This is a genomic window from Amycolatopsis coloradensis (assembly GCF_001953865.1).
Taxonomy (GTDB): Bacteria; Actinomycetota; Actinomycetes; order Mycobacteriales; family Pseudonocardiaceae; genus Amycolatopsis; species Amycolatopsis coloradensis.
Genome location: NZ_MQUQ01000010.1, coordinates 188,831 through 206,721, shown reverse-complemented (window position 1 = coordinate 206,721; position 17,891 = coordinate 188,831). Strand labels below are relative to the sequence as shown.

Below are 17,891 nucleotides of genomic sequence, written 5' to 3'. Positions count from 1 at the left end.
CCTGGCCTCGCAATGAAGTCGCAGCTTTACGGGCCGCTTCCAGTACCAGTTCCGCCGTTGCTTCCGCGGCGCTGTGCGCCAGACAGGGCAAGGACGCTGGTGTAGGTGTCGGCGGTGAGCACGATGCTGGAGTGCCCGAACATTGCCTGCACGACCTTGAGGTCGTTGCCCGCGGCCAGCGACAGACTGGCCGCGCCGTGCCGCAGGTCGTGCAACCGGACCGGCGGCAATCCCGCCTCGGCAACCAGCCAGGTAAAGGTGTGACTCACATGGCCAGGACTGAGTGGCCCGCCGTGCCGGGCGTCGATCACGGCCGGAACAGCCTCTTGTAGCTGACACGTCGACGAAGAGCGGCATACCGCCGGTGGCCCTCATCATGCGAGACCCTGCTGTCACCGTCGAGGTCCAGATTGCTCGCGCAAAGTTCCGGCTGAAGGTACAGGCAAAGTCGGATTCGACCAGGTCGGGAAGGTCTCGAGGTGAGCGATCACGCAGATCACAGGCGTGAAGTCCCCTGCACCCTGACCGACAGATCAGCGGCGACGACGACACGGGCTGCAAACCCCAAGGTTCCCAGGGCCTCAGCGATCGATACGACGAGCAGGTCTGCGCGCACGTCGTCGGCCGTCCAGTAGAGCACGACCGACAACAGGGCCGGGACCACGAACATCAGCAGGTCCACGACCAGTTGCATGGACTTGTCGAGTCGTCTCAGTGGATCGCGTCGGTGGACGGACTCCCAAGTGAGCACTTGATCCGCACACTGGGTGGATGCCACGAGCGAGGGTGCCAGGTGCCGCCTCAGATACCTGCCGATCGCCGAGATCTTCTGATCGTTGACGAAGTAGGTCCAGCCCAGGACCACACAGACCAACGGAAGCAACAGGAGCAGGTAAGGGCGCCCGGTCGGTTGGACCACCAAGGCCAGCGTCGCCGCAAGCGCAGCCAGCGCCGCGTACATCAGCCGGTCCCGCAACACGATCCGTGACGTCTGCTCCGCTTTAAGGGCTTCGTACTCCGCCAGCAGGACAGCCCTGGACGAGTCGTCCCGCATGGTGTCATCGATTTGGGTTCCGCTCATTAGCTTGCCCCCGTCAATCCGACCAGTTCCGTGACCACATGGTCCGGCGGTCGTTCTCGAACTCGATCCAGTCACGGCCTTTGTGCGCCACGGCCTCCAAGATCGGAAGTGCCGCGTCCATCCCGGAGGTCGCCGCGGCGAGCTGCTTCAGCTCCGCCTCGTCGTCGACTTCCGTGTCGTTCTCGCCGTCGGGGCGATCGCTTATGGCGAAGATCTCCACACCGTCCAGCAGACGAAGGCGAAATTGCCGATTGCGTACCTTGCGCTCCGGCTCGCCCGGGTTCTTGACCCGTCTCTCCTTGACCCTCAGCGAAGCGGAAGCGATGCGGTCGTAGCCGAAGACGTTCCAGGCCTCGTTCTTGACCTCACCGGTGGTGAAGTTCAGATATACCCGCGATTCCCGGACACCGTGCCGGGTCAGCAAGATGACAGTGACCAGATACGCCTCGTAACGCGGCGGGCCATGCGGGACCGTCCCGCGCCGGGCACCGGGTGCTTGTTGATTGAGGACAACGTACGAGACGAGGTCGCGCTCGGCGATATCCCCTCTGCGCAAGGCTTCCGCCTTGATGTAGGCCTTGTCCAAGGCCAGCCACCTGGCCATGTCGATGTCGTCCGGACGATCGGACAGCTCGTCTCGCCATCGCTCGTACTCGGCCATCTCCTGCTCGAACAGCGCTTCCGCGTCGGCCGCGAGAAGCCGAGCCGCCTTGCGGGCAGCGAAAAGCTCGATCACGGCGGGCAACGCGGACCAGCCGCCCATCGCGATCGGTACGACCTGCCAGCGAAGAGCGATACCCAGCAGACCCAACCCCGCCGCGATCACCAGGTAACCGGCCACCTGCCGGTTACGGGAGCCGCTCGGGGCCGCGGGTTCCGGCTGGAAGCCCGGCCACTGCCGGGCGGCTCGGCGCGCGTGCCAATCGAACACCCACTTCAGCCGCTTGACGCTCTGACCGTAGTTCTGGTCGTATCTCAGCCAGTCGTTGAATCGGCGCCGCAAGTACCAACGGTGCCCGGCCGCGTACCCAGGCCAGTCGTCGGCGTCCGGTGGGCGCGAGTCATGAAAACACCTCTCGATAAGCTTGTCGACCTGGCTGGGCTCGAACGGCTCGCCCGCGGGCCGTGCCGCGTCACGCCGAGAGGCGACGTGCAACACATGCCCGGTGTACTCGATGCCGTAGCGGATCGTCACGACACCGCCCACGACCAGCAGGACCAGCCCGCCCCAGAACGGAAGGTCCAGCGGGCCGAAGAACAGTCCGGCGAAGGAGAGCACCGTGACCGTACCCCCGATAAACAGGGGGCGACGGCGATCGCTGTCCGCGGTGGACACGCGTATCCGGTACCTGGCGGGCTTCGCGGGTTCGGGTTCGAAGAACTTCCGGGCCCGGTCCTCACGATTTCGGGAAAGACGCTCGGTACTGACCTTGCGCTTTCGCTCGGCATCGAGCCGCTGATCCAGGACGCCGGTCAGCAGCATCGACAGGTGCCGGCTGATCTCGTCCTGCCGGTCGGCGGAGAGCTCGCCGAACGCGCTCACGACCTCGAAGGACTGGTCGTCGACAGCACGTCTGACCAGCTCGACGAGGCCGCGGACAACGCGGTGCGCTCGGGACCATTCGTCTTCCGGCAGTGAGGCGCAGAGCTTTCCCACGTCGCGGATTCTTCTGCCGAGTTCCGCGGTGAGATCTCCGAAACTGCGCTCACTGAGCACGGCGAGTACGTAGAAGTAGATGCGGTCGGTCGACTGATGACCGTTGAAGACGAGCTCTCCGAACAGTTCTTCGGCACGACGCGGCAAACCGCCGGTCAGATACGCGAGTGCGACATCGTGCTTGCGCTCGGCGGTGTCCTCTTCGGAGACGGTGTAGATCGTCGCGTCGTGGAAGACGCTCTCTACGTTCTGCACACCGATCTGCTGGCCGACCTGGGCGTTGCCGGAAGCGACATTCTCGTTCTCGATGCTCTCGACGATCATGCCCCCGCTCATCAGAAACCCCGGAAGGAGCCGAAGTTGACGCCGTTCTGCTGCCCTACCCGGGCGTTGTCCCGCGCGATGTTCTTGTTGCGAATGGTGGGGACCGGAGACGGCGGTGGCTCATTGCCTCCGGCAGCGTCATCATCGGGTTCGAGGGCTGTGATCAGTGCGATCGCGAATGCCGCCGCGTTGCGAGCCGCGAGCAACTGTCCACCTTCGCGGTCCGCCGTGGCCTTGCGACCGTCTGCGAAATCGCTGATACCGCGCACCGCCACGGCGCGGACCTGGTCGCCAAGATGAGCCGCGTGCGCGAAGCCGGAGCTCTCCATGTCGACGGCTACGGCGTCGTTGTACGACTTGTGCAGCCTCTGGGCCAGTTCGGAGACACGGGAGTTGAGGACGACGTCGCCCACCGCGACGGCTTCGAAGTGAACCGCTGGAGCGCCGCCCTCCACCTGGTCAGGCAGAAACGAGTGCCAAGCGTCGCCACGCGGCAACCTCCGCGCCTCTTGGTCGAGCCGGTGCGAGACAGACCAAGCGGAGGGGCGCACCAGGAATTCGTCGTCCTCGCTGCGACCGCCCTGATAGGAGTAGATCTTGGTGGCCACGACTACGTCGCCGATCATGAGCCAGTCGCGCAGCCCTCCCGCGACGCCGACGAACACCATGGCCGCAGGGGTGAACTCGGCATTGGCACGTTCGGTGAGTGCTGCAGCGGTGGTGGTGCCCGCGCCGGTCTCCACCACCGCGACGCGGTGTCCCGGGTGACCCGCGACTGTTCCGACATCGAACACTGTGCCTGACCTGTGCCGATGCGGGCGCACGTCCACAAGGTGCTCCAGCACGGCCGCATGTTCCACGGGCAGCGCAGTCATGATCACATTCACTGGCTCTCACTCCAACACGGTCAGGGTGATTCAGGAACGGACTCCCCCACGAGGCGTCCGACGAGATCGACGTGGCCTGACACCCGCGCCGGACCGAGGTCTCACAACCACGCTTATTGTCAGAGTGAAACGAACTGACGAGTAGGGCAAGCCCTAAACAGAGCCAATAGTCATCATGACAAAAACTGTGTCACGCCCCGAAGCGCGACCGCATCATCGGGGGAACCAGCTCAGCCGCCTCGCCCGCGCGATAGAGGGCAGCGGGCCTGCCAGTGAGGGAAGGCCGCTTGCCGCCGGTAGGCACGACAAAGCCGTCGGCATCGGTGACTTTGCGGTGGAAGTTCGGCTTGTCCAGCACGACACCCCACACGGCCTCGTAGACCTCGCGCAGGTCGGCGATGGTGAACTCAGGGCCACAGAAGGCCGTGGCGATGGTACTGAACTGCAGCAACGTACGCGCCAGCTCCACCGCATCGGCCAGGATACGATCATGGTCGAAGGCCAGGCCCACATCAACGGCCTCGACGACTGGCAGCCACTGGGCGGCTCGTGCGTCTGACCCGGCGACCGGCACCGGCAGGTTCGGTGCGATAGCAAGGTAGGCGCAAGTTACCACCCGCGGACGCCTGGGATCCCGATCCGGCGCGGAGTACACGCCCACCTGCTCCAGCTTCAACGCCTCGGCATCGAGACCCGTCTCCTCGGCCAACTCACGCGCAGCGGTCTCCTCCAGCGACTCGTCACCACGCAGGAATCCACCCGGCAACGCCATGCGGCCCCGGAACGGCTCATTCTTCCGCTCCACGAGCAGCACACACAGCACACCGTCTCGAATGGTCAGGATGACCAAGTCAGCGGTGAGCGTCACTGTCTGCCGGGCGCGGCTCATGGGCGAAGACTACCTACTAACGTCCCCACCCCGCCCGGTCGCCGCCAGCCGACCAGCGTCGCCCTTCGACCTCAGTCCACGCCATTCTCTATCAGCCCTGGGCGAGGCCGACGGTCTCTACAGCCGCCTTACCGTCCGGCAAGACCAGCGACCCAGCAAGAATGAGGACATGGGGTACTACCTGCAAGCCGTCGTCGCCACCCATCCACCACTAAGCAAGCTGATCGGTGTTACCGACGATGCACACATCGTGCCGCTCGCACAGCACCTGTCACTGCTCCCCATGACCGACGCACTCTTCGATGCGGTCACCATCGCCGGCGCACCCCGGCCCAGCGGATTCCGCAAGCTGGCCGATTGTTCGACGGACGGTCCTGTGGCCTACATCGAGGCCGAGTACTTCGGAGGGGCAGGCTCGCAGAACGCACAAGTATGGGACGGTAGGCATGTTGCCCTCGGCCCGCTCCCGTGACCCGCACGCACCCCTGGCAACGCGACCTCGACGAGAACAAGAATAGCTTGCTACCGCCGCGTCGCCAGCGAACTTAACCGCCGCCCCCGACTCCGCCTCGGCAGTCTCACACCCGCCGAGGCCAGGCAAGGATACTTGGACAACACAATCAACACGTTCGCGACGACTGGTTGAAGACATCCCTCGGTGCGCAGATCAAATCTCGGCGCGGTTTGCCAGGGCGGTTTCTACTGAGGAAAGTTCTTGCTGGACAGCGATCAGATAACGCAATGTCGTGTACCCGATCGCCTGATTCACTCGGATCATGTGCACGTTCTCGGCGCCGGTCGTTGTGCTGATCCGATCCACCTCGGGGTGATCAGCCGACACCCACCGCGCCATACGCGCCTTGATACAGCGGCCCAGGCCGTTGCCTCGATGGGAGGCCAGTACCGCGGTGTCACGCTGATAGCCCCAGCCCGGACGTCGCGAATTCACACACAACTCGGTAAATCCGGCGATGGCTCCGGACGTCTCATGTACCGCAGCCACCACTCGTTGCACGAGCCCATGCGACCGCAACTCGGCTTCATAGGCTCTAACTCGCGAAACCGACCACTCTGACAGCCGATATTCCGACTTCCCCAACGGGGCGTCCTGCATCGCTCCGCGTGCCACAGCATAGGAATCGGCGAGATCCTCAGGCACGGAACCTACCCACTGCGAGAGCCGGTAGCCGGCAGGCACGGCCACATCCCACAATTCCTTGTCTGCTTCGGCGATCACCAGCACTTGTCTCGCAATAGTCCAAACCGGCCGAAAGCCCAGCGCCTCGGCCCAGCCCTGCCCCGTGGTCCCCTCGGCCACTTCCCAACTTTCGACAAGTCGGCGGCCTTGGAGCTTGAACTCCGGCACCAGCGCACGCAAGAGCGCCACACCGATCCCCTGGCGCCGATGAGCAGGATGAACCCTCACGTCAGTCTGTCCGATATCACTGTTCTCCGCTTCGAGAAAGTACACCTCGGCGAATCCCACGACTTCGCCGTCGCGGCGGCTGACCCAGTATGCGGTCGCTCCCATGCCCGACTGAGGCCTCGTCATCCGCGTGACCAATTCTCCGAAAGGGAGCGGAGGTTCGCCTGGCCGATCGACTGCCTGACTCGCGGCCATCACGCCGTGATAGGCGACGAAGTCGGCCTCTGTGGCAGCGGCGGGGTCAAAACGCTCGATTCTCAGATCTCTTGTCACACATACACTCCTTTTTCAACGTCCCGCCTTTCGCTGGCGCGACCCAAGTCCTCCGACAACGTCGGCCGTCCACGACGAGAAGCCGCACAGAGCAGCAGTGCGATCATCACCAGGGCGGAACCGGGCAATTCAAGGAGCAACCCCATTGCCAGGTGCGGTGCCAGCACGATGATCCAGATAGCCATGAAGTACCGCACGGCGATCACACCCCACGTCGCCAAGCCTGACGGCCATCCCGAAGTGAACGCAGGTTCGAGAAAGAACCGTACCGGCAAAAGGAAAGCGGTACTGCGCTTCAAGAGCTAAGACGTATAGAGCTTGTCCTTTCGACCATGCAGGAACCATCACCTTGAGCGTGGCAAGCAGCATCGCTCCGATTTCTGCTGCCCTGTCGCGTGTCCGCATGGAAAAGGAGAACACTCAACTGTGCGGCGGTTTTGCCAGGGCAAGTCTGCGTCGCAGACCGGTCAGTTGCCACATGATAGATCCGGCGCGACGACCCGATGGGCTACCAGCGGACCGTCCCGTGCTCGCCCGCCAGCCGAAGAGACCGCACGCTCGACTCCGATCACAGACCTTCCGCAGAGGCGAGGGTGCCCGGACAGGTTCTCCAGTTGGTACACCAGAGCAGGTTCTGGCACCGTCTCACATCGCGCCTCGTCCCTTTCTCCGCATTCCTTCCAGTAGAGACCCGGAACCCGGCGAGCGATCTGCCAGGTCTCGTTCTTGTGCAGGTCGTATTCACGGTTCACTCCGGCGAGCTGCCGAACCCCGACCTGACGCTCGTGCAACCGGCTGAGCCGACCGTCGTCTCCGGTCCCGGTATGCGACAACCGAGTCCTTACTCAATCCGGTGAAGAAGTCCCACTCCTGCGGCCATGGCACTCGATAGGCGTCCAGGCGCGCGGAGTTCGGCTGGCACGCCAAGAACGCGCCGTACCCACACTCAATTCCAGTCGGGACCGCCGGGTGGCCTCACTTCGACCACACTGTTCCGCGCACCCCAAAACTTACGACAACCGTCCGCACCAACATCTCCCTCCAGGATCCATGCCATCGAGCCGCAGTCTCGTAAGTCACAGCTGGATGTCAGTAGACGATCAAAACGTTAGCACCGGCTACTACCTCCGGGCCACCATCTCGCTACTCTTGGTGTAGACCAAGAGTCATCAGCAACTCACGAACGTAACCTGAGCCGTGAACCCCGGGCTTCTCGGCGGTCCGCACGTCGAGCGCGGAGAACGGTTCGTCCATCAGCAGCAGGCCGGATTCGCGGACCAGCCCGTCGAGGCCCATCAGGGCGAAGGACTGGAATATCATCGCGGTGCCGGGGTTTGCGCCATTGAGTGCGAGACACTGCGGCGACCTTCGGGCCTCTCTCGGCCGCCTCCGCCTGCATATCATGTCGGCACCCTCGCCACCTAAACCGGGCAAACCGTTGCCACCACCAGCCAGCACCTCGGCAAACTCAAACTGGCCGGCCTCGTCCGCGCCCGCCGTAAGGGAAAACGGCAGATCTACTCGTCGACGTCGTCCAGTTCACCCTCCGCCACCACGCCGCCCTCCGTGCCCCCAGTCATGGCCGCCGGTCCCGCAGCGCCTGACGCCGGACTCCTCACCCGTGAGCATCGTTGGGTGACGCGTCCGACCTTGGAGTTTGCCGTTGTTCACCATGGGGTACCGGTACAAGTGCGCGATGTTTGCAATCGAGCGTCTTGACGAGGCGGGTGGGACGGATGTCGACACAGCCGGAAATCAGTAACCGCAATGAGGCGAATCCGGGCGCCGTGACCTACGACCTGGGCACGATCGCCACCAGGGACGTCCGGCATGGCGTCCGCGAGGTGCTCCGCCGCTACCGGGGGCTCATCGTGGACGACGCGGTTCTGGTGACCGACGAACTGGTCAGCAACGCCCACCGGCACGGTGCCGCACCCCGCGCTTGCCGCCTCAGCCTCGCGGAACAGGGCCGGTACCTGCGGATCGAGGTCGATGACGCGTCGCCACGTCAACCGCGGCGACGGACCCCGGACGGTTCCGGCGGACGTGGATTGCTGCTGATCGACCGGCTCTCCTCCGCTTGGGGCGTCGAAAACTATGTCGATCACAAGACGGTGTGGGTCGAACTCGCGTTGCACCAAGAGGGAAGCAGCGGTCACGCGCCGCACCTGGCCTCGGCACGCGATTGGCACAGCGAGGACTGACCGTGCGCGGCACCGGACCGGGTGGAATCCGGACCGGCGACCCCTTTGCCAGCGTCGCCGGTCCGGTACGGTCGACCGTTGTGAGTCAACCGTCCCAGGCCGAGCCGCCGCCACCCGACCTGGGCATCGTCAGCCGTGTCGTGAACGGGAACGTCGTGCTCGCGGTAACCGGCGAAGTCGACACCGAGGCGGCGCCGAAACTACGCGCGGCGCTCATCACGGCTATCGACGGCACCGCCGATGCCTGCGTTCTGGATCTGACCAGAGTGGACTTTCTCGACTCCGCAGGCCTCGCCACCCTGATCACCACCGACAGGTACGCGGAAACACACGGGAAATCACTCCGGATCGCCGTGGACTCCAACAGCACGGTGATCCGGCCCATCGAAGTGACCGGCCTCGACGTCGTGCTGCGGCTCTATCACACCGTCGACGAAGCCCTTGAAGCCTCAAACCGGCCTCCGCGAGCGGAACGCTGACAAGGCGCGGCTGTTGCTCGGGTACCGACCAGCAGGCGAACCCGGCGTCCAGGTCGCCAGCCCAGCGCGTTTCCCTGTGCGTTCAGGCGCCGAGGCGGCTGTAGAGGCGCGCCGAGAGGGTGGCGGCGAGCTGATTGAGATGTCCGGAGGGGTGCTGGAGGGCGTACTGGCCCAGCAATTCCGCCACGACGTGAGCCTCGGTCTGCGACAGCAGCGCGACACAGCGTTCGCGGCGGCCCTGCTCGGTCAAGCGTTTGAGGGCGTCGACGTACTCCCGGTGGTCGCGCACCCCGATCAGGCCGAACGGGTCCTGCCGTGCGGTCGGGTCGGTCATCCCAGCCTTGCCCTTTCGAGTGATGTCGTCCGTCGCCTCCCCGCAGTGACCTGCGGATCTGCCGCACCGGTTGTCCCTCCACGCCACGACAGGAGCAAATCTATGGTGACGGGGGTAGACATTCGACACCGGGTGTGTGTAGTGTTCTTCTCGTACCGAGAGAGACAACGTCTAGCAGGCGCGGGAGATGACGGAACTACCCGCGAAGTGAGACAAGGCGGTCAGGCAGGACGAAGCCAATCGGTGAACAGGTTTCGGCTGGTGACCGGAGAAGTACCGGGATCGAGAAGTGAAGACGCGAGCAGCAAGGCCGGTCCCGGCAAGGTAGTGCAGTAACGGAAGTACGCAGTTCGCAAGAGCAGTAAGCAGTTGCACGTAGTTGATGCAGGACCGGTCAGGTGCCCGGAGCCGATTTTCGACGGGGCTCCGGGCAGTGACCAGCGGCGTGACGCGTGCTGGGACCGATCAGTGAAAGGGTTCCAGCCGGTGATGTCCGCGAAAGTCGCAGTACAGGCAGTACCCGGTAAGAGAAAAACACAGGATAGAAGGGAACGGGAACATCATTGGATCGCCCGCAGCGGCTGGGCAATAGTGCCGCGCGGGTACCGCAGGGTCATCGGATTGGAAGGTGGTTCTCGGTTACGAATCAGCGATCTCCGCATCGTCCGCCTCTCGGACGGACACTGCGGATGCACGACATCGGCCTCACGGCCGGTAGACAATGGTGAAACCCAACCCCTGGGACCCCGGGCGCCGCACATGGCGCCCGGGGTCCCTTGTGATGTGGAGGTGGAATGATTCCTGACCAGCGCGAAACCCCTGCTTCCGTTTCGGGCGGGGCCGACAAGTTCGACGACGACCACTACCCCGCGTACACGATGGGCCGGGCCGCGGAGATGCTGGGTGCCACCCAGAACTTCCTGCGCAGCCTCGACGAAGCCGGTCTGATCATACCGCAACGCTCGGCAGGCGGACACCGCCGCTACTCCCGGCACCAGCTGCGCATCGCCGGACGCGTGCGGGAACTGGTCGACCAAGGCACGGCTGTCGACGCCGCCTGCCGCATCGTCTCCCTCGAAGACCAGCTTTATGAGTCCCGGCGCCAGAACAACGAACTCCGCACCGCCGAATAAGCCGTCGCGGTGCCGTGGATCCGGCTACCGGCACACTGGACCGGCGGGCTCGGGTTCGAACTCGCCGACCGGCTCAGCATTTCGGCGGCCGCGGTTCACGGCACACCACGGTGGTCCGCGACGCCGCGCTGCTGGGCTGAGTTTCAGCGCACGATCCGCCACAACGGGCAACTGTTGTCTCCCCCGTTGCCGTCTTGCGCGTAGTCGGGTTCCTGCCGGATTAGACACGGGAACAGCCTGGCACCCATCCCCACCGGACGGCGAGACTTTCGCACCAGAGCGGAAACCCGCCGGCAGGGACCGCGAACGTCAGGCGTCCTGCTCCGGTCGGCGGTAGGCCTTCGCGGCGGCGACACGGTCCTCGGCCGCGGCCAGGGCATCGACGTACGACGGCGTCGCCGCGACCGGGATGCGGTTGCCGCGTCTCGCATAGCCCAAGACCACACAGCGAAGCTGCTGGCCGACAGCGGGCCACGGCTCGCCGTCTCCGGTTTCAATCAGCAGTCCGTAGTGGATGTGCCCGACGACGGTGCACCGGACGAGGTCGTATCGCTTGCGTGCTTGGATCTCAGGCCGTGCTTCCCTCCCTCGTGTCTACGCCCGTTCGCGGCGACGTGGGAGTGGATCAGCGGCAGATCCGGCCCGGCACCTGGCTGAGCCGCTGCACCGCGACGACCCGCCGGCGCAGCGAATCCAGTTCCTTGCCGATGATCTCCGGTCCCCGGGTCGTCGTGGTCACGACAGATCTCCTTGGCCGGACTTCACCCGCGTGGCCAGCGAAGACATCCCGGCGTGCAGCAGACGGCCGGCCTGTCCCCTTGTCCAGCCGGTGTCCTGGGCGATATCGGTGACCTTCCGATGCCGGATCACCGCTTCCCACACCGCGAACCGCTGGCGCGGCGGCAACAAGGCCAGCTCGTCCAGCACCGTCGCGTCGGCGAGGGCCTCGTCGAACACCTGGGCACGGCGCCGCCGCCGGAGCCGGACGCGCAGCTCCGCCACCCAAGAAGCCCGCGCGTTTCTCGCTCCGGCCGTCCGGCCACGGGTACGCCTGGACAGCAGGCGAGTGCACAATCTCGCCGCCGAGGCGGGCGACCGGCCGGTCCGGCGGGCGACGAGATAGACGAAAGTCAGCGCCCGGTCCTCCTCGGGCACCACCGTCCACCGCAGCCAGACCGGTTCTTCCACCGCCGCGGCCAAAACCAGGCGGGGGTTCACGACAGGCACCGCTCTCGACTGGGAGACACGCTCGGGCTCCTGGTCCGCCGACCGTGGTGGGGATCGGCTTCAGTGGGATGATCGACGCGAAGAGCGTGGTCTCGGCGCTTCCGGCGTGGGCATTGATAGGGTACCCCCGCCGACCCGTCAGCGCCGGGTGAGAACGCGGCGCGCGAGCCAACCGGCGTAGACGGCCAGTCCCGCGAACCCCGCCTTCCGGGTGGGAGCCGCCGCGATCGCGAGCCCGATGGCGAGTTCGGTGGCGCCGTTGCGATAGGTCCAGTTGCGGACGTCGTCGGCGAAGGCCATCTTCGTCACCGGTTCGAACGCGGCCGGGGCGGCGAAGTGGGCGAGACCGGTCGCGGCGATGGTGAAGCCGAGGACCTGGCCGGTGCGTGCGGACATGGGTTCCTTTCGTCGAAGTTCAGTCAAGGACGCCGGCACGGCGCCACAGACGGCGGCTCGGGCCGCCGATGAGCCCGATGTCGGTGAAGTACTCGACGGCCTTGGCCGCCCACGCCGCCTTCGTCCGGCGCCAGTGCGGGTTCGCGGCGGCGACTTGGCGGGCTTCGCGGGGGTCGAGTCCGACGGAGGTGTATGCCTTGGGGTGCAACAACTCCGACGTCGCCACGTACGCCATGCCTGCGATCGCCCAGCGGATCAGCTCGCGACCGGCTCGGCCGTGGCGGGCCCATGCCCTGCCCAGTTCGTCCTTGGCGAAGCTGATGTGGCGCGCTTCCTCGATGACGTGGATACGCGAGATCATCCGGATCATCGGTTGCAGGCTGGAATCGCGCATCATCTCGCGTTGCATGCCGTCGGCGAGTTCTTCGACGTAGATGGCTCCGGCGAACAGCAGCGCCGGGCCGCAGACCGCGCCGAACACCTTGCCCGCCCGGTGCGCCGAGCGGCTGGGGCGGCGGACGACACCGCCGGTCTTCGCGATCGAGCGGGCGAACATGGTGCTGTGACGGCATTCGTCGGCGATCTCGGTGAGCGCGTACTGGGCGTTGTGCGTCGTCGGGTCGCTGTTGTACACGTGGCGCACCAGGCCCTGCATCAGGATCAGCTCGAACCAGATCCCCGACGCCGCCGCGGCCGCGGCCTCCTGACGGCTCAGTTCGGCGCGCTGGTCCTCGTCGAGCCGTTCCCACAACTCGGTGCCGTACAGGGAACATCGTTCCGGTGCCTTGCCGTAGGCACCGTCGACCAACGGTGCCATCCAGTCGACGTCGACGTCCGGGTCGTAGGAAAGCCGTGCGGAAGAACGTTGCAGTCGCTCGGCGACTCGTTCACTTTCGGTGTTCGCGGTCATGACGACCTCCTCAAATCCTTGCTCTCCGGCAGCGGTCCGCCGCCGTCCGGGATGACCTGTCCGGAATCGCGGTAGGCCACCGCCTCGTGGAAACCGTCGCGTGCGGCGAACTCGCGGAACCAGCGGCCTTCCGGCGTGTGCCGGGTGATGCCGTCGAAGAACGTCGCGAGTGTCTGGGTGCCGGACAGGCCCATGTTGTCGTAGGCCTGGTTGATCATCAGTTTCTGCATCACCAGCTGGTTGGTCGGCACCCCGGCCATCCGGTCGGCCAGTTCCTCGGTGGCGGTTTCCAGCTGTCCGGGGTCCACGGCGTCGAGCGCGAGCCCCCATTCCGCCGCGGTGGCGCCGTCGATGGTGTCGCCGGTGAGCAGCATCCGTTTCGCGCGCTGGGCGCCGACGCGGTAGACCCACATCGCGGTCGTCGGGCAGCCCCACACCCGTGCGGGCGGATAGCCGATGCGCGCGTCGGTCGCCATGAGCAGCACGTCGCATGACAGCGCGATGTCGCTGCCGCCCGCGATCGCGTGTCCCTGTACCTGGCAGATCGTGGGTTTCAGCGACCGCCACAGGCTGAAGAAGTCGTCGGTGTTGCGCTTCATCACCCGGTAGTCCTTGACCGGATCCCATACCGGGCCCTGGTTCCAGCGGCCTTCGGCGTCCTGCTCGGCGAACTGCTTGAGGTCGTACCCGGCGCAGAACGACCGGCCCTCGCCCCGCACCACGATCACCCGGACCGCGTCGTCCTCGTTCGCCCGCTCGACGGCCTGCCGGATCTCCCCGGGCATGACGTCGGTGATCGCGTTGAGCCGCTCTGGGCGGTTCAACGTCAGGTAGGCCTTTCGGTCCGCGACGCGGTAGGTGAGCGTCTCAAACGCCATCGGAACCTCCCAGCGCGCGAAGGGTGAACGTGACCAGATTCGGGATCGTGTCCGGGCCGCCGTCCCCGGCCAGGGGGCCGACCAGCATTTCCGCGCCCGCGCCGACCAGCGCGGCGGCGGTCGCTTCGGCGTCCTGCGGGGGCAGCAGTCCCCTGGCGACTCCGTCGGCGATGTTCCTGGCGATCACTTCGCGGAACGCGCGGCGGAACACCAGCCGCTCGGCCTCCACCACGGCGTCGACCGGTTCGGCCAGCAAGGCGTACGCCAGCCGCGGGGCCTTCAGCGCCCGGCCCGCGAAGGTCTCGATCACCGCGACCACCCGCTCCCGGACGTCACCTTGGGACGCGGCGGCCTCGACGGCCGTGACCTCGCGGGAGACCACCTCGCGGAAGACCTCGACGACCAGGTCGGCCTTGGAGGGGAATTGCCGGTACACGCTTCCGGTGCCGACGCCCGCCCGCGCGGCGACCGCGGCCATCGAGCAGCCCGCGTAGCCGGTCTCGGCCAGCAACGCGATGGCGGCGGCGAGGATTTCCCCGCGCTGGGAGTCCAGCCTGGCCTGCGTCTTCGGGGTACGTCGGTACGGCACGCAAGGAGTGAAGCACGGATTCCGCACTTCAGCAACGCCCCGCGTTTCATCCTCTACTTGCGGTCCTTGCGCGTGCAACTACCGCAACCAGAGGACTACTCGCGTTCGTTGCGTGTGCAACTACCGCAACTAGTAGAGGACTACTTGCGTTCGGTTGGCGCGCTCGGGGGCATGGCCCCAATGCGGCATTGGGGGCGTTGAGCGGTCCCGATGTGGCATTGGGAGCGCTGGTGCGCGGGCCGGGCGGAGCAAGTAGTCGGCTACTTGCGGCCAGGGCGAACGCGAGGCCGCGTGCATCCCATGTGGCATCGGGTGCACCCAACGCACCCAATGCCACATTGGGGCCACTTGCGACCCGCGACAGACCGGGGCCGCAGGCTCCCTTCGCCGCGTCAGATGCGGCGAAGGGAGCCCACAGACACGACACGACGGCCACCACCTGCAAGTAGTCCTCTGGTTGCGGTAGTTGCGCGTGCAACTACCTCAACCAGAGGACGAAACGCGAGCGGGGCACTAGCGCTTAGGTGCTGACCGTCGAACCGGCGGGTCACCGTCCGAGGGTTACCCCGAATCGGCCAATGCCCGGCTAGCCGGAACGAGTACGTTTTGAGGAGGCCTGTCCGCCCGGACCGGCCGTGGGAAAGGGACATGATGGATCAGTTTCGCGACACCGCGTCGGCGTTGCGGGAACTCACGGAGTCGATCAGGCTCGACGAGCCCCGTGACGACCTGTTGGAGCGGGTGGCGAAGAAGGTGGTCGGCCTGCTGCCGGGCGCGGACGCCGCCACCGTCACGCTGTACTCCGACAACGAGCCGAGCACCGTCGCCGTCACCGACGAGTCCCTGCTCCCCCTGGACAAGGCGCAGTACAGCGCGAACGAGGGTCCCTGCCTGAAGGCCGCCGAGGGCGGGACGATCGTCCGGACCCGGCTGGAGACGGCCGCCGAACGCTGGCCGGATTTCGCGGCCGCCGCCGAACAGCTCGGCGTGCGGACCGCGCTGGCCTGCCCGCTGTTCGTCCCCGACGAAGCACATGTCAACCGGCGTGAAACCGAGCCGCTGACGGGGGCGCTCAACGTCTGGAGCTTCGAGGAGAACGCCTTCGACCCGGTCGAGGCGGCCCTGGTCGCGATGTTCACTTCGGCGATTTCGGCGATCATCCTGACCGCGTCCCGCTGGGCCGCCGCCGAAAAACAGGCGGACACCCTGGTCGCCGCGTTGGAGACCAGGGACGCCATCGCCACCGCGAAGGGCATCGTGATGGCACGTCTGGAACTGAACGCCGAGGAAGCCTTCCGCTGGCTCACCGAGGCGTCACAGCACACGAACCGCAAGATCCGGGAGATCTCGGTGCTGATCGCCGAGGACCCTGGAGCGGTCTTCGGCCGCTAAGCGAGCGAGGTCCGGCCTGCCGTCCGGCGATCACGCGTGACTGGACGGCGAACACGCGTGCTTAAGCGGCGAACACGCGTGACTGAGCGGCGATCACACGACGTCAGGCGAGCGAGATCCGGCGGTTCTCCCGCGAGGACTCGAGACCGGCTTCCGCGAGCCGGATGCCGCGCACGCCCGCCATGAAATCGTACGGATGCGGCGCGTCCTCGACGACGTGGCGGATGAACTGCTCCCACTGGGCGCGGAAACCGTTGCTGAAGTCCTCGTTGTCCGGCACTTCCTGCCACTGCGCGCGGTACGATCGGGTCTCGGCCAGATCCGGGTTCCACACCGGCTTCGGCGTGGCCTCCCTCGGCTGGACGACGCATTTGTGCAGACCCGCGACGGCGCTGCCGCGCGTGCCGTCGACCTGGAACTCCACCAGTTCGTCACGGTGCACCCGCACGCACCAGGACGAGTTGAGCTGGGCGATGACCCCGCCTTCGAGCTCGAAGATCGCGTACGCGGCGTCGTCGGCCGTGGCGGCGTATCGCTCGCCCTTCTCGTCGACGCGCTCCGGGATGTGGGTGACGGCCTTCGCGGTCACGGCGTTGACGGCGCCGAAGAGGTTCTCCAGCACGTAGTTCCAGTGGCAGAACATGTCGACGACGATGCCGCCGCCGTCTTCGGCGCGGTAGTTCCAGCTCGGGCGCTGCGCCGCCTGCCAGTCGCCCTCGAAGACCCAGTACCCGAACTCTCCGCGCACGGAAAGCACCTGGCCGAAGAAGCCGCTGTCGATCAGCCGCTTCAGTTTGAGCAGGCCGGGGAGGTACAGCTTGTCGTGGACGACGCCGTTCTTGACCCCGGCCGCCTCCGCGTGCCGCGCCAGGGCGAGCGCGCCCTCGACCGACTCCGCCACCGGCTTTTCGGTGTAGACGTGCTTGCCCGCGTCGATGGCGCGGACGATCGACTTCTCCCGGACGGCGGTCAGCTGCGCGTCGAAGTAGAGCGGGAGGTCGTCGTCGCCGAGCGCGGCGTCGAGGTCGGTGGTCCAGCGGGTCAGCCCGTGCCGCTTGGCGATCTCTTCGAGCTTGTCGGCGTTGCGCCCCACCAGGACCGGCTCCAGCTGGACCCGCGACCCGTCGGCCAGCTCGACCCCGCCCGCCTCCCTGATCGCCAGCACCGAGCGCACCAGGTGCTGCCGGTAGCCCATCCGCCCGGTGACGCCGTTCATCACGACGCCGAGTTTCCGCGTGGTCATCCGTTCTCCTTTGAAAGCGCTTTCCCACGCTCATCCTGAAAGCGCTTTCTCACCGTGTCAAGGCCGAAGAGACCTGAAGGGGATCTTCCCCACATGAGACGCGGCGAAAGGAGCTCCCCGGGCCCGATCCGGGGAAAACGTCCTTCGGCTCACCGGCGAGCGCGGACGGCGTCGAGGTACTCGGTGATGGCATCCCGGTTGCGGAGCAGGCATTCGGCCCGCCGCGTCATCCGGTCGCGTTCGGTCTCCAGGGTTTCGAGCATCTCCCTGGTCGCGTCCGGGAAGTAGATCTGCCGGGGTTTGTCGAGGCACGGCAGGATCTGCTTGATGATCCGCGTCGGCAGCCCGGCGTCGAGCAGGCCCCGGACCTGGATGACCCGGTCGACCGACGACTCGTCGTAGTCCCGGTAGCCGTTGGCCTGCCGTTCCGAGATGATGAGACCCTGTTCCTCGTAGTACCGCAGCAGACGGCGCGACGTCCCCGTCCGCTCCGACAGCTCACCGATCCGCATGTGCGCCACCTCACTCCGCCCGGCTTGACCTTCACATCTATGTGATGGTTCGAGCAT

At 66.1% G+C, this 17,891-nt stretch carries 22 protein-coding genes; 5 read left to right on the top strand and 17 right to left on the bottom strand.

Features of this window, described 5'->3' with window-relative positions:
- Positions 1-26 precede the first annotated feature (26 nt).
- The 5 genes from BS329_RS44640 to BS329_RS19225 all read right to left on the bottom strand — a co-directional run bounded on the left by BS329_RS44640 (position 27) and on the right by BS329_RS19225 (position 4,838).
- On the bottom strand, positions 27-311 hold the full coding sequence (locus BS329_RS44640) for a tyrosine-type recombinase/integrase (RefSeq protein ID WP_076162606.1): 285 nt from the start codon (positions 309-311) through the stop codon (positions 27-29).
- Positions 312-496: 185 nt separating this feature from the next.
- Positions 497-1,081, bottom strand: a complete 585-nt coding sequence (locus tag BS329_RS19240; protein ID WP_084749932.1) for a hypothetical protein — start codon at positions 1,079-1,081, stop codon at positions 497-499.
- Positions 1,082-1,094: 13 nt separating this feature from the next.
- On the bottom strand, positions 1,095-3,062 hold the full coding sequence (locus BS329_RS19235; RefSeq protein ID WP_076162605.1) for a hypothetical protein: 1,968 nt from the start codon (positions 3,060-3,062) through the stop codon (positions 1,095-1,097).
- A gap of 11 nt (positions 3,063-3,073) precedes the next feature.
- Positions 3,074-3,937: a 5'-methylthioadenosine/S-adenosylhomocysteine nucleosidase family protein gene (locus BS329_RS19230; RefSeq protein WP_244197218.1), complete on the bottom strand. Its 864-nt coding sequence runs from the start codon at positions 3,935-3,937 to the stop codon at positions 3,074-3,076.
- Between the two features lie 202 nt (positions 3,938-4,139).
- A complete protein-coding gene (locus tag BS329_RS19225) occupies positions 4,140-4,838 on the bottom strand; it encodes an NUDIX hydrolase (protein ID WP_076162603.1) in 699 nt (232 codons plus the stop codon).
- 169 nt (positions 4,839-5,007) lie between these two features.
- Here BS329_RS19225 and BS329_RS19220 point away from each other — a divergent pair, with 169 nt between their 5' ends.
- Entirely contained in the window at positions 5,008-5,310 is a 303-nt protein-coding gene (locus BS329_RS19220; protein ID WP_076162602.1) for a hypothetical protein, read from the top strand.
- Positions 5,311-5,505: 195 nt separating this feature from the next.
- Here BS329_RS19220 and BS329_RS19215 read toward each other — a convergent pair whose 3' ends face one another.
- The 3 genes from BS329_RS19215 to BS329_RS43435 form a co-directional block, all read right to left on the bottom strand.
- Positions 5,506-6,537, bottom strand: coding sequence for a GNAT family N-acetyltransferase (locus BS329_RS19215; protein WP_076162601.1), 1,032 nt, complete (start codon positions 6,535-6,537; stop codon positions 5,506-5,508).
- Complete coding sequence (locus BS329_RS19210; protein ID WP_143253114.1) at positions 6,534-6,836, bottom strand: hypothetical protein; 303 nt, start codon at positions 6,834-6,836, stop codon at positions 6,534-6,536. The genes BS329_RS19215 and BS329_RS19210 overlap by 4 nt, the downstream gene beginning before the upstream one ends.
- 844 nt (positions 6,837-7,680) lie before the next feature.
- A complete protein-coding gene (locus BS329_RS43435; RefSeq protein WP_158075810.1) occupies positions 7,681-7,857 on the bottom strand; it encodes a hypothetical protein in 177 nt (58 codons plus the stop codon).
- Between the two features lie 416 nt (positions 7,858-8,273).
- Between BS329_RS43435 and BS329_RS19205 the strand changes: the two genes are divergently transcribed.
- Together BS329_RS19205 and BS329_RS43430 are read left to right on the top strand one after the other, a co-directional pair.
- Complete coding sequence (locus BS329_RS19205; RefSeq protein ID WP_076162599.1) at positions 8,274-8,741, top strand: ATP-binding protein; 468 nt, start codon at positions 8,274-8,276, stop codon at positions 8,739-8,741.
- A gap of 80 nt (positions 8,742-8,821) precedes the next feature.
- A complete protein-coding gene (locus tag BS329_RS43430) occupies positions 8,822-9,220 on the top strand; it encodes an STAS domain-containing protein (protein WP_158075809.1) in 399 nt (132 codons plus the stop codon).
- Between the two features lie 82 nt (positions 9,221-9,302).
- Here BS329_RS43430 and BS329_RS19195 read toward each other — a convergent pair whose 3' ends face one another.
- Positions 9,303-9,554, bottom strand: coding sequence for a hypothetical protein (locus BS329_RS19195; protein WP_076162598.1), 252 nt, complete (start codon positions 9,552-9,554; stop codon positions 9,303-9,305).
- 794 nt (positions 9,555-10,348) lie between these two features.
- On the opposite strand from BS329_RS19195, the gene BS329_RS19190 reads away from it, so the two are divergent.
- Complete coding sequence (locus tag BS329_RS19190) at positions 10,349-10,687, top strand: MerR family transcriptional regulator (protein WP_076162597.1); 339 nt, start codon at positions 10,349-10,351, stop codon at positions 10,685-10,687.
- A gap of 309 nt (positions 10,688-10,996) precedes the next feature.
- Here BS329_RS19190 and BS329_RS45185 read toward each other — a convergent pair whose 3' ends face one another.
- The 6 genes from BS329_RS45185 to BS329_RS19165 form a co-directional block, all read right to left on the bottom strand.
- Entirely contained in the window at positions 10,997-11,131 is a 135-nt protein-coding gene (locus BS329_RS45185) for a hypothetical protein (protein WP_279628164.1), read from the bottom strand.
- A 291-nt stretch (positions 11,132-11,422) separates the two neighbouring features.
- Positions 11,423-11,905, bottom strand: a complete 483-nt coding sequence (locus BS329_RS19185; protein WP_076162596.1) for a hypothetical protein — start codon at positions 11,903-11,905, stop codon at positions 11,423-11,425.
- 147 nt (positions 11,906-12,052) lie between these two features.
- Positions 12,053-12,310 carry a hypothetical protein gene (locus BS329_RS19180; protein ID WP_076162595.1) on the bottom strand — a complete coding sequence of 86 codons (258 nt, stop codon included), beginning with the start codon at positions 12,308-12,310 and terminating at the stop codon, positions 12,053-12,055.
- 19 nt (positions 12,311-12,329) lie between these two features.
- On the bottom strand, positions 12,330-13,220 hold the full coding sequence (locus tag BS329_RS19175; RefSeq protein WP_076162594.1) for an AurF N-oxygenase family protein: 891 nt from the start codon (positions 13,218-13,220) through the stop codon (positions 12,330-12,332).
- Positions 13,217-14,098: a crotonase/enoyl-CoA hydratase family protein gene (locus tag BS329_RS19170; RefSeq protein WP_076162593.1), complete on the bottom strand. Its 882-nt coding sequence runs from the start codon at positions 14,096-14,098 to the stop codon at positions 13,217-13,219. Before BS329_RS19170 ends, BS329_RS19175 begins: the two co-directional genes overlap by 4 nt.
- On the bottom strand, positions 14,088-14,687 hold the full coding sequence (locus BS329_RS19165; protein WP_076162592.1) for a TetR/AcrR family transcriptional regulator: 600 nt from the start codon (positions 14,685-14,687) through the stop codon (positions 14,088-14,090). The genes BS329_RS19170 and BS329_RS19165 overlap by 11 nt, the downstream gene beginning before the upstream one ends.
- A 651-nt stretch (positions 14,688-15,338) precedes the next feature.
- On the opposite strand from BS329_RS19165, the gene BS329_RS19160 reads away from it, so the two are divergent.
- Positions 15,339-16,079 (top strand): GAF and ANTAR domain-containing protein, encoded by a 741-nt coding sequence (locus BS329_RS19160; protein ID WP_076162591.1) that lies wholly within the window; start codon positions 15,339-15,341, stop codon positions 16,077-16,079.
- Positions 16,080-16,182: 103 nt separating this feature from the next.
- On the opposite strand, the gene BS329_RS19155 is transcribed toward BS329_RS19160, so the two are convergent.
- Positions 16,183-17,322, bottom strand: coding sequence for a Gfo/Idh/MocA family protein (locus BS329_RS19155; RefSeq protein WP_076162590.1), 1,140 nt, complete (start codon positions 17,320-17,322; stop codon positions 16,183-16,185).
- Between the two features lie 149 nt (positions 17,323-17,471).
- Complete coding sequence (locus tag BS329_RS19150) at positions 17,472-17,834, bottom strand: MerR family transcriptional regulator (RefSeq protein WP_076162589.1); 363 nt, start codon at positions 17,832-17,834, stop codon at positions 17,472-17,474.
- Between the last annotated feature and the right edge of the window lie 57 nt (positions 17,835-17,891).

Excerpts from the sequence above, each read along its gene's own strand:
- BS329_RS19240 (WP_084749932.1), bottom strand. The coding sequence starts at position 1,081 with ATGAGCGGAACCCAAATCGATGACACCATGCGGGACGACTCGTCCAGG.
- BS329_RS19235 (WP_076162605.1), bottom strand. The coding sequence starts at position 3,062 with ATGATCGTCGAGAGCATCGAGAACGAGAATGTCGCTTCCGGCAACGCC.
- BS329_RS19230 (WP_244197218.1), bottom strand. The coding sequence starts at position 3,937 with ATGACTGCGCTGCCCGTGGAACATGCGGCCGTGCTGGAGCACCTTGTG.
- BS329_RS19225 (WP_076162603.1), bottom strand. The coding sequence starts at position 4,838 with ATGAGCCGCGCCCGGCAGACAGTGACGCTCACCGCTGACTTGGTCATC.
- BS329_RS19220 (WP_076162602.1), top strand. The coding sequence starts at position 5,008 with ATGGGGTACTACCTGCAAGCCGTCGTCGCCACCCATCCACCACTAAGC.
- BS329_RS43435 (WP_158075810.1), bottom strand. The coding sequence starts at position 7,857 with ATGATATTCCAGTCCTTCGCCCTGATGGGCCTCGACGGGCTGGTCCGC.
- BS329_RS19205 (WP_076162599.1), top strand. The coding sequence starts at position 8,274 with ATGTCGACACAGCCGGAAATCAGTAACCGCAATGAGGCGAATCCGGGC.
- BS329_RS19195 (WP_076162598.1), bottom strand. The coding sequence starts at position 9,554 with ATGACCGACCCGACCGCACGGCAGGACCCGTTCGGCCTGATCGGGGTG.
- BS329_RS19190 (WP_076162597.1), top strand. The coding sequence starts at position 10,349 with ATGATTCCTGACCAGCGCGAAACCCCTGCTTCCGTTTCGGGCGGGGCC.
- BS329_RS19180 (WP_076162595.1), bottom strand. The coding sequence starts at position 12,310 with ATGTCCGCACGCACCGGCCAGGTCCTCGGCTTCACCATCGCCGCGACC.
- BS329_RS19175 (WP_076162594.1), bottom strand. The coding sequence starts at position 13,220 with ATGACCGCGAACACCGAAAGTGAACGAGTCGCCGAGCGACTGCAACGT.
- BS329_RS19170 (WP_076162593.1), bottom strand. The coding sequence starts at position 14,098 with ATGGCGTTTGAGACGCTCACCTACCGCGTCGCGGACCGAAAGGCCTAC.
- BS329_RS19160 (WP_076162591.1), top strand. The coding sequence starts at position 15,339 with ATGGATCAGTTTCGCGACACCGCGTCGGCGTTGCGGGAACTCACGGAG.
- BS329_RS19155 (WP_076162590.1), bottom strand. The coding sequence starts at position 17,322 with ATGACCACGCGGAAACTCGGCGTCGTGATGAACGGCGTCACCGGGCGG.
- BS329_RS19150 (WP_076162589.1), bottom strand. The coding sequence starts at position 17,834 with ATGCGGATCGGTGAGCTGTCGGAGCGGACGGGGACGTCGCGCCGTCTG.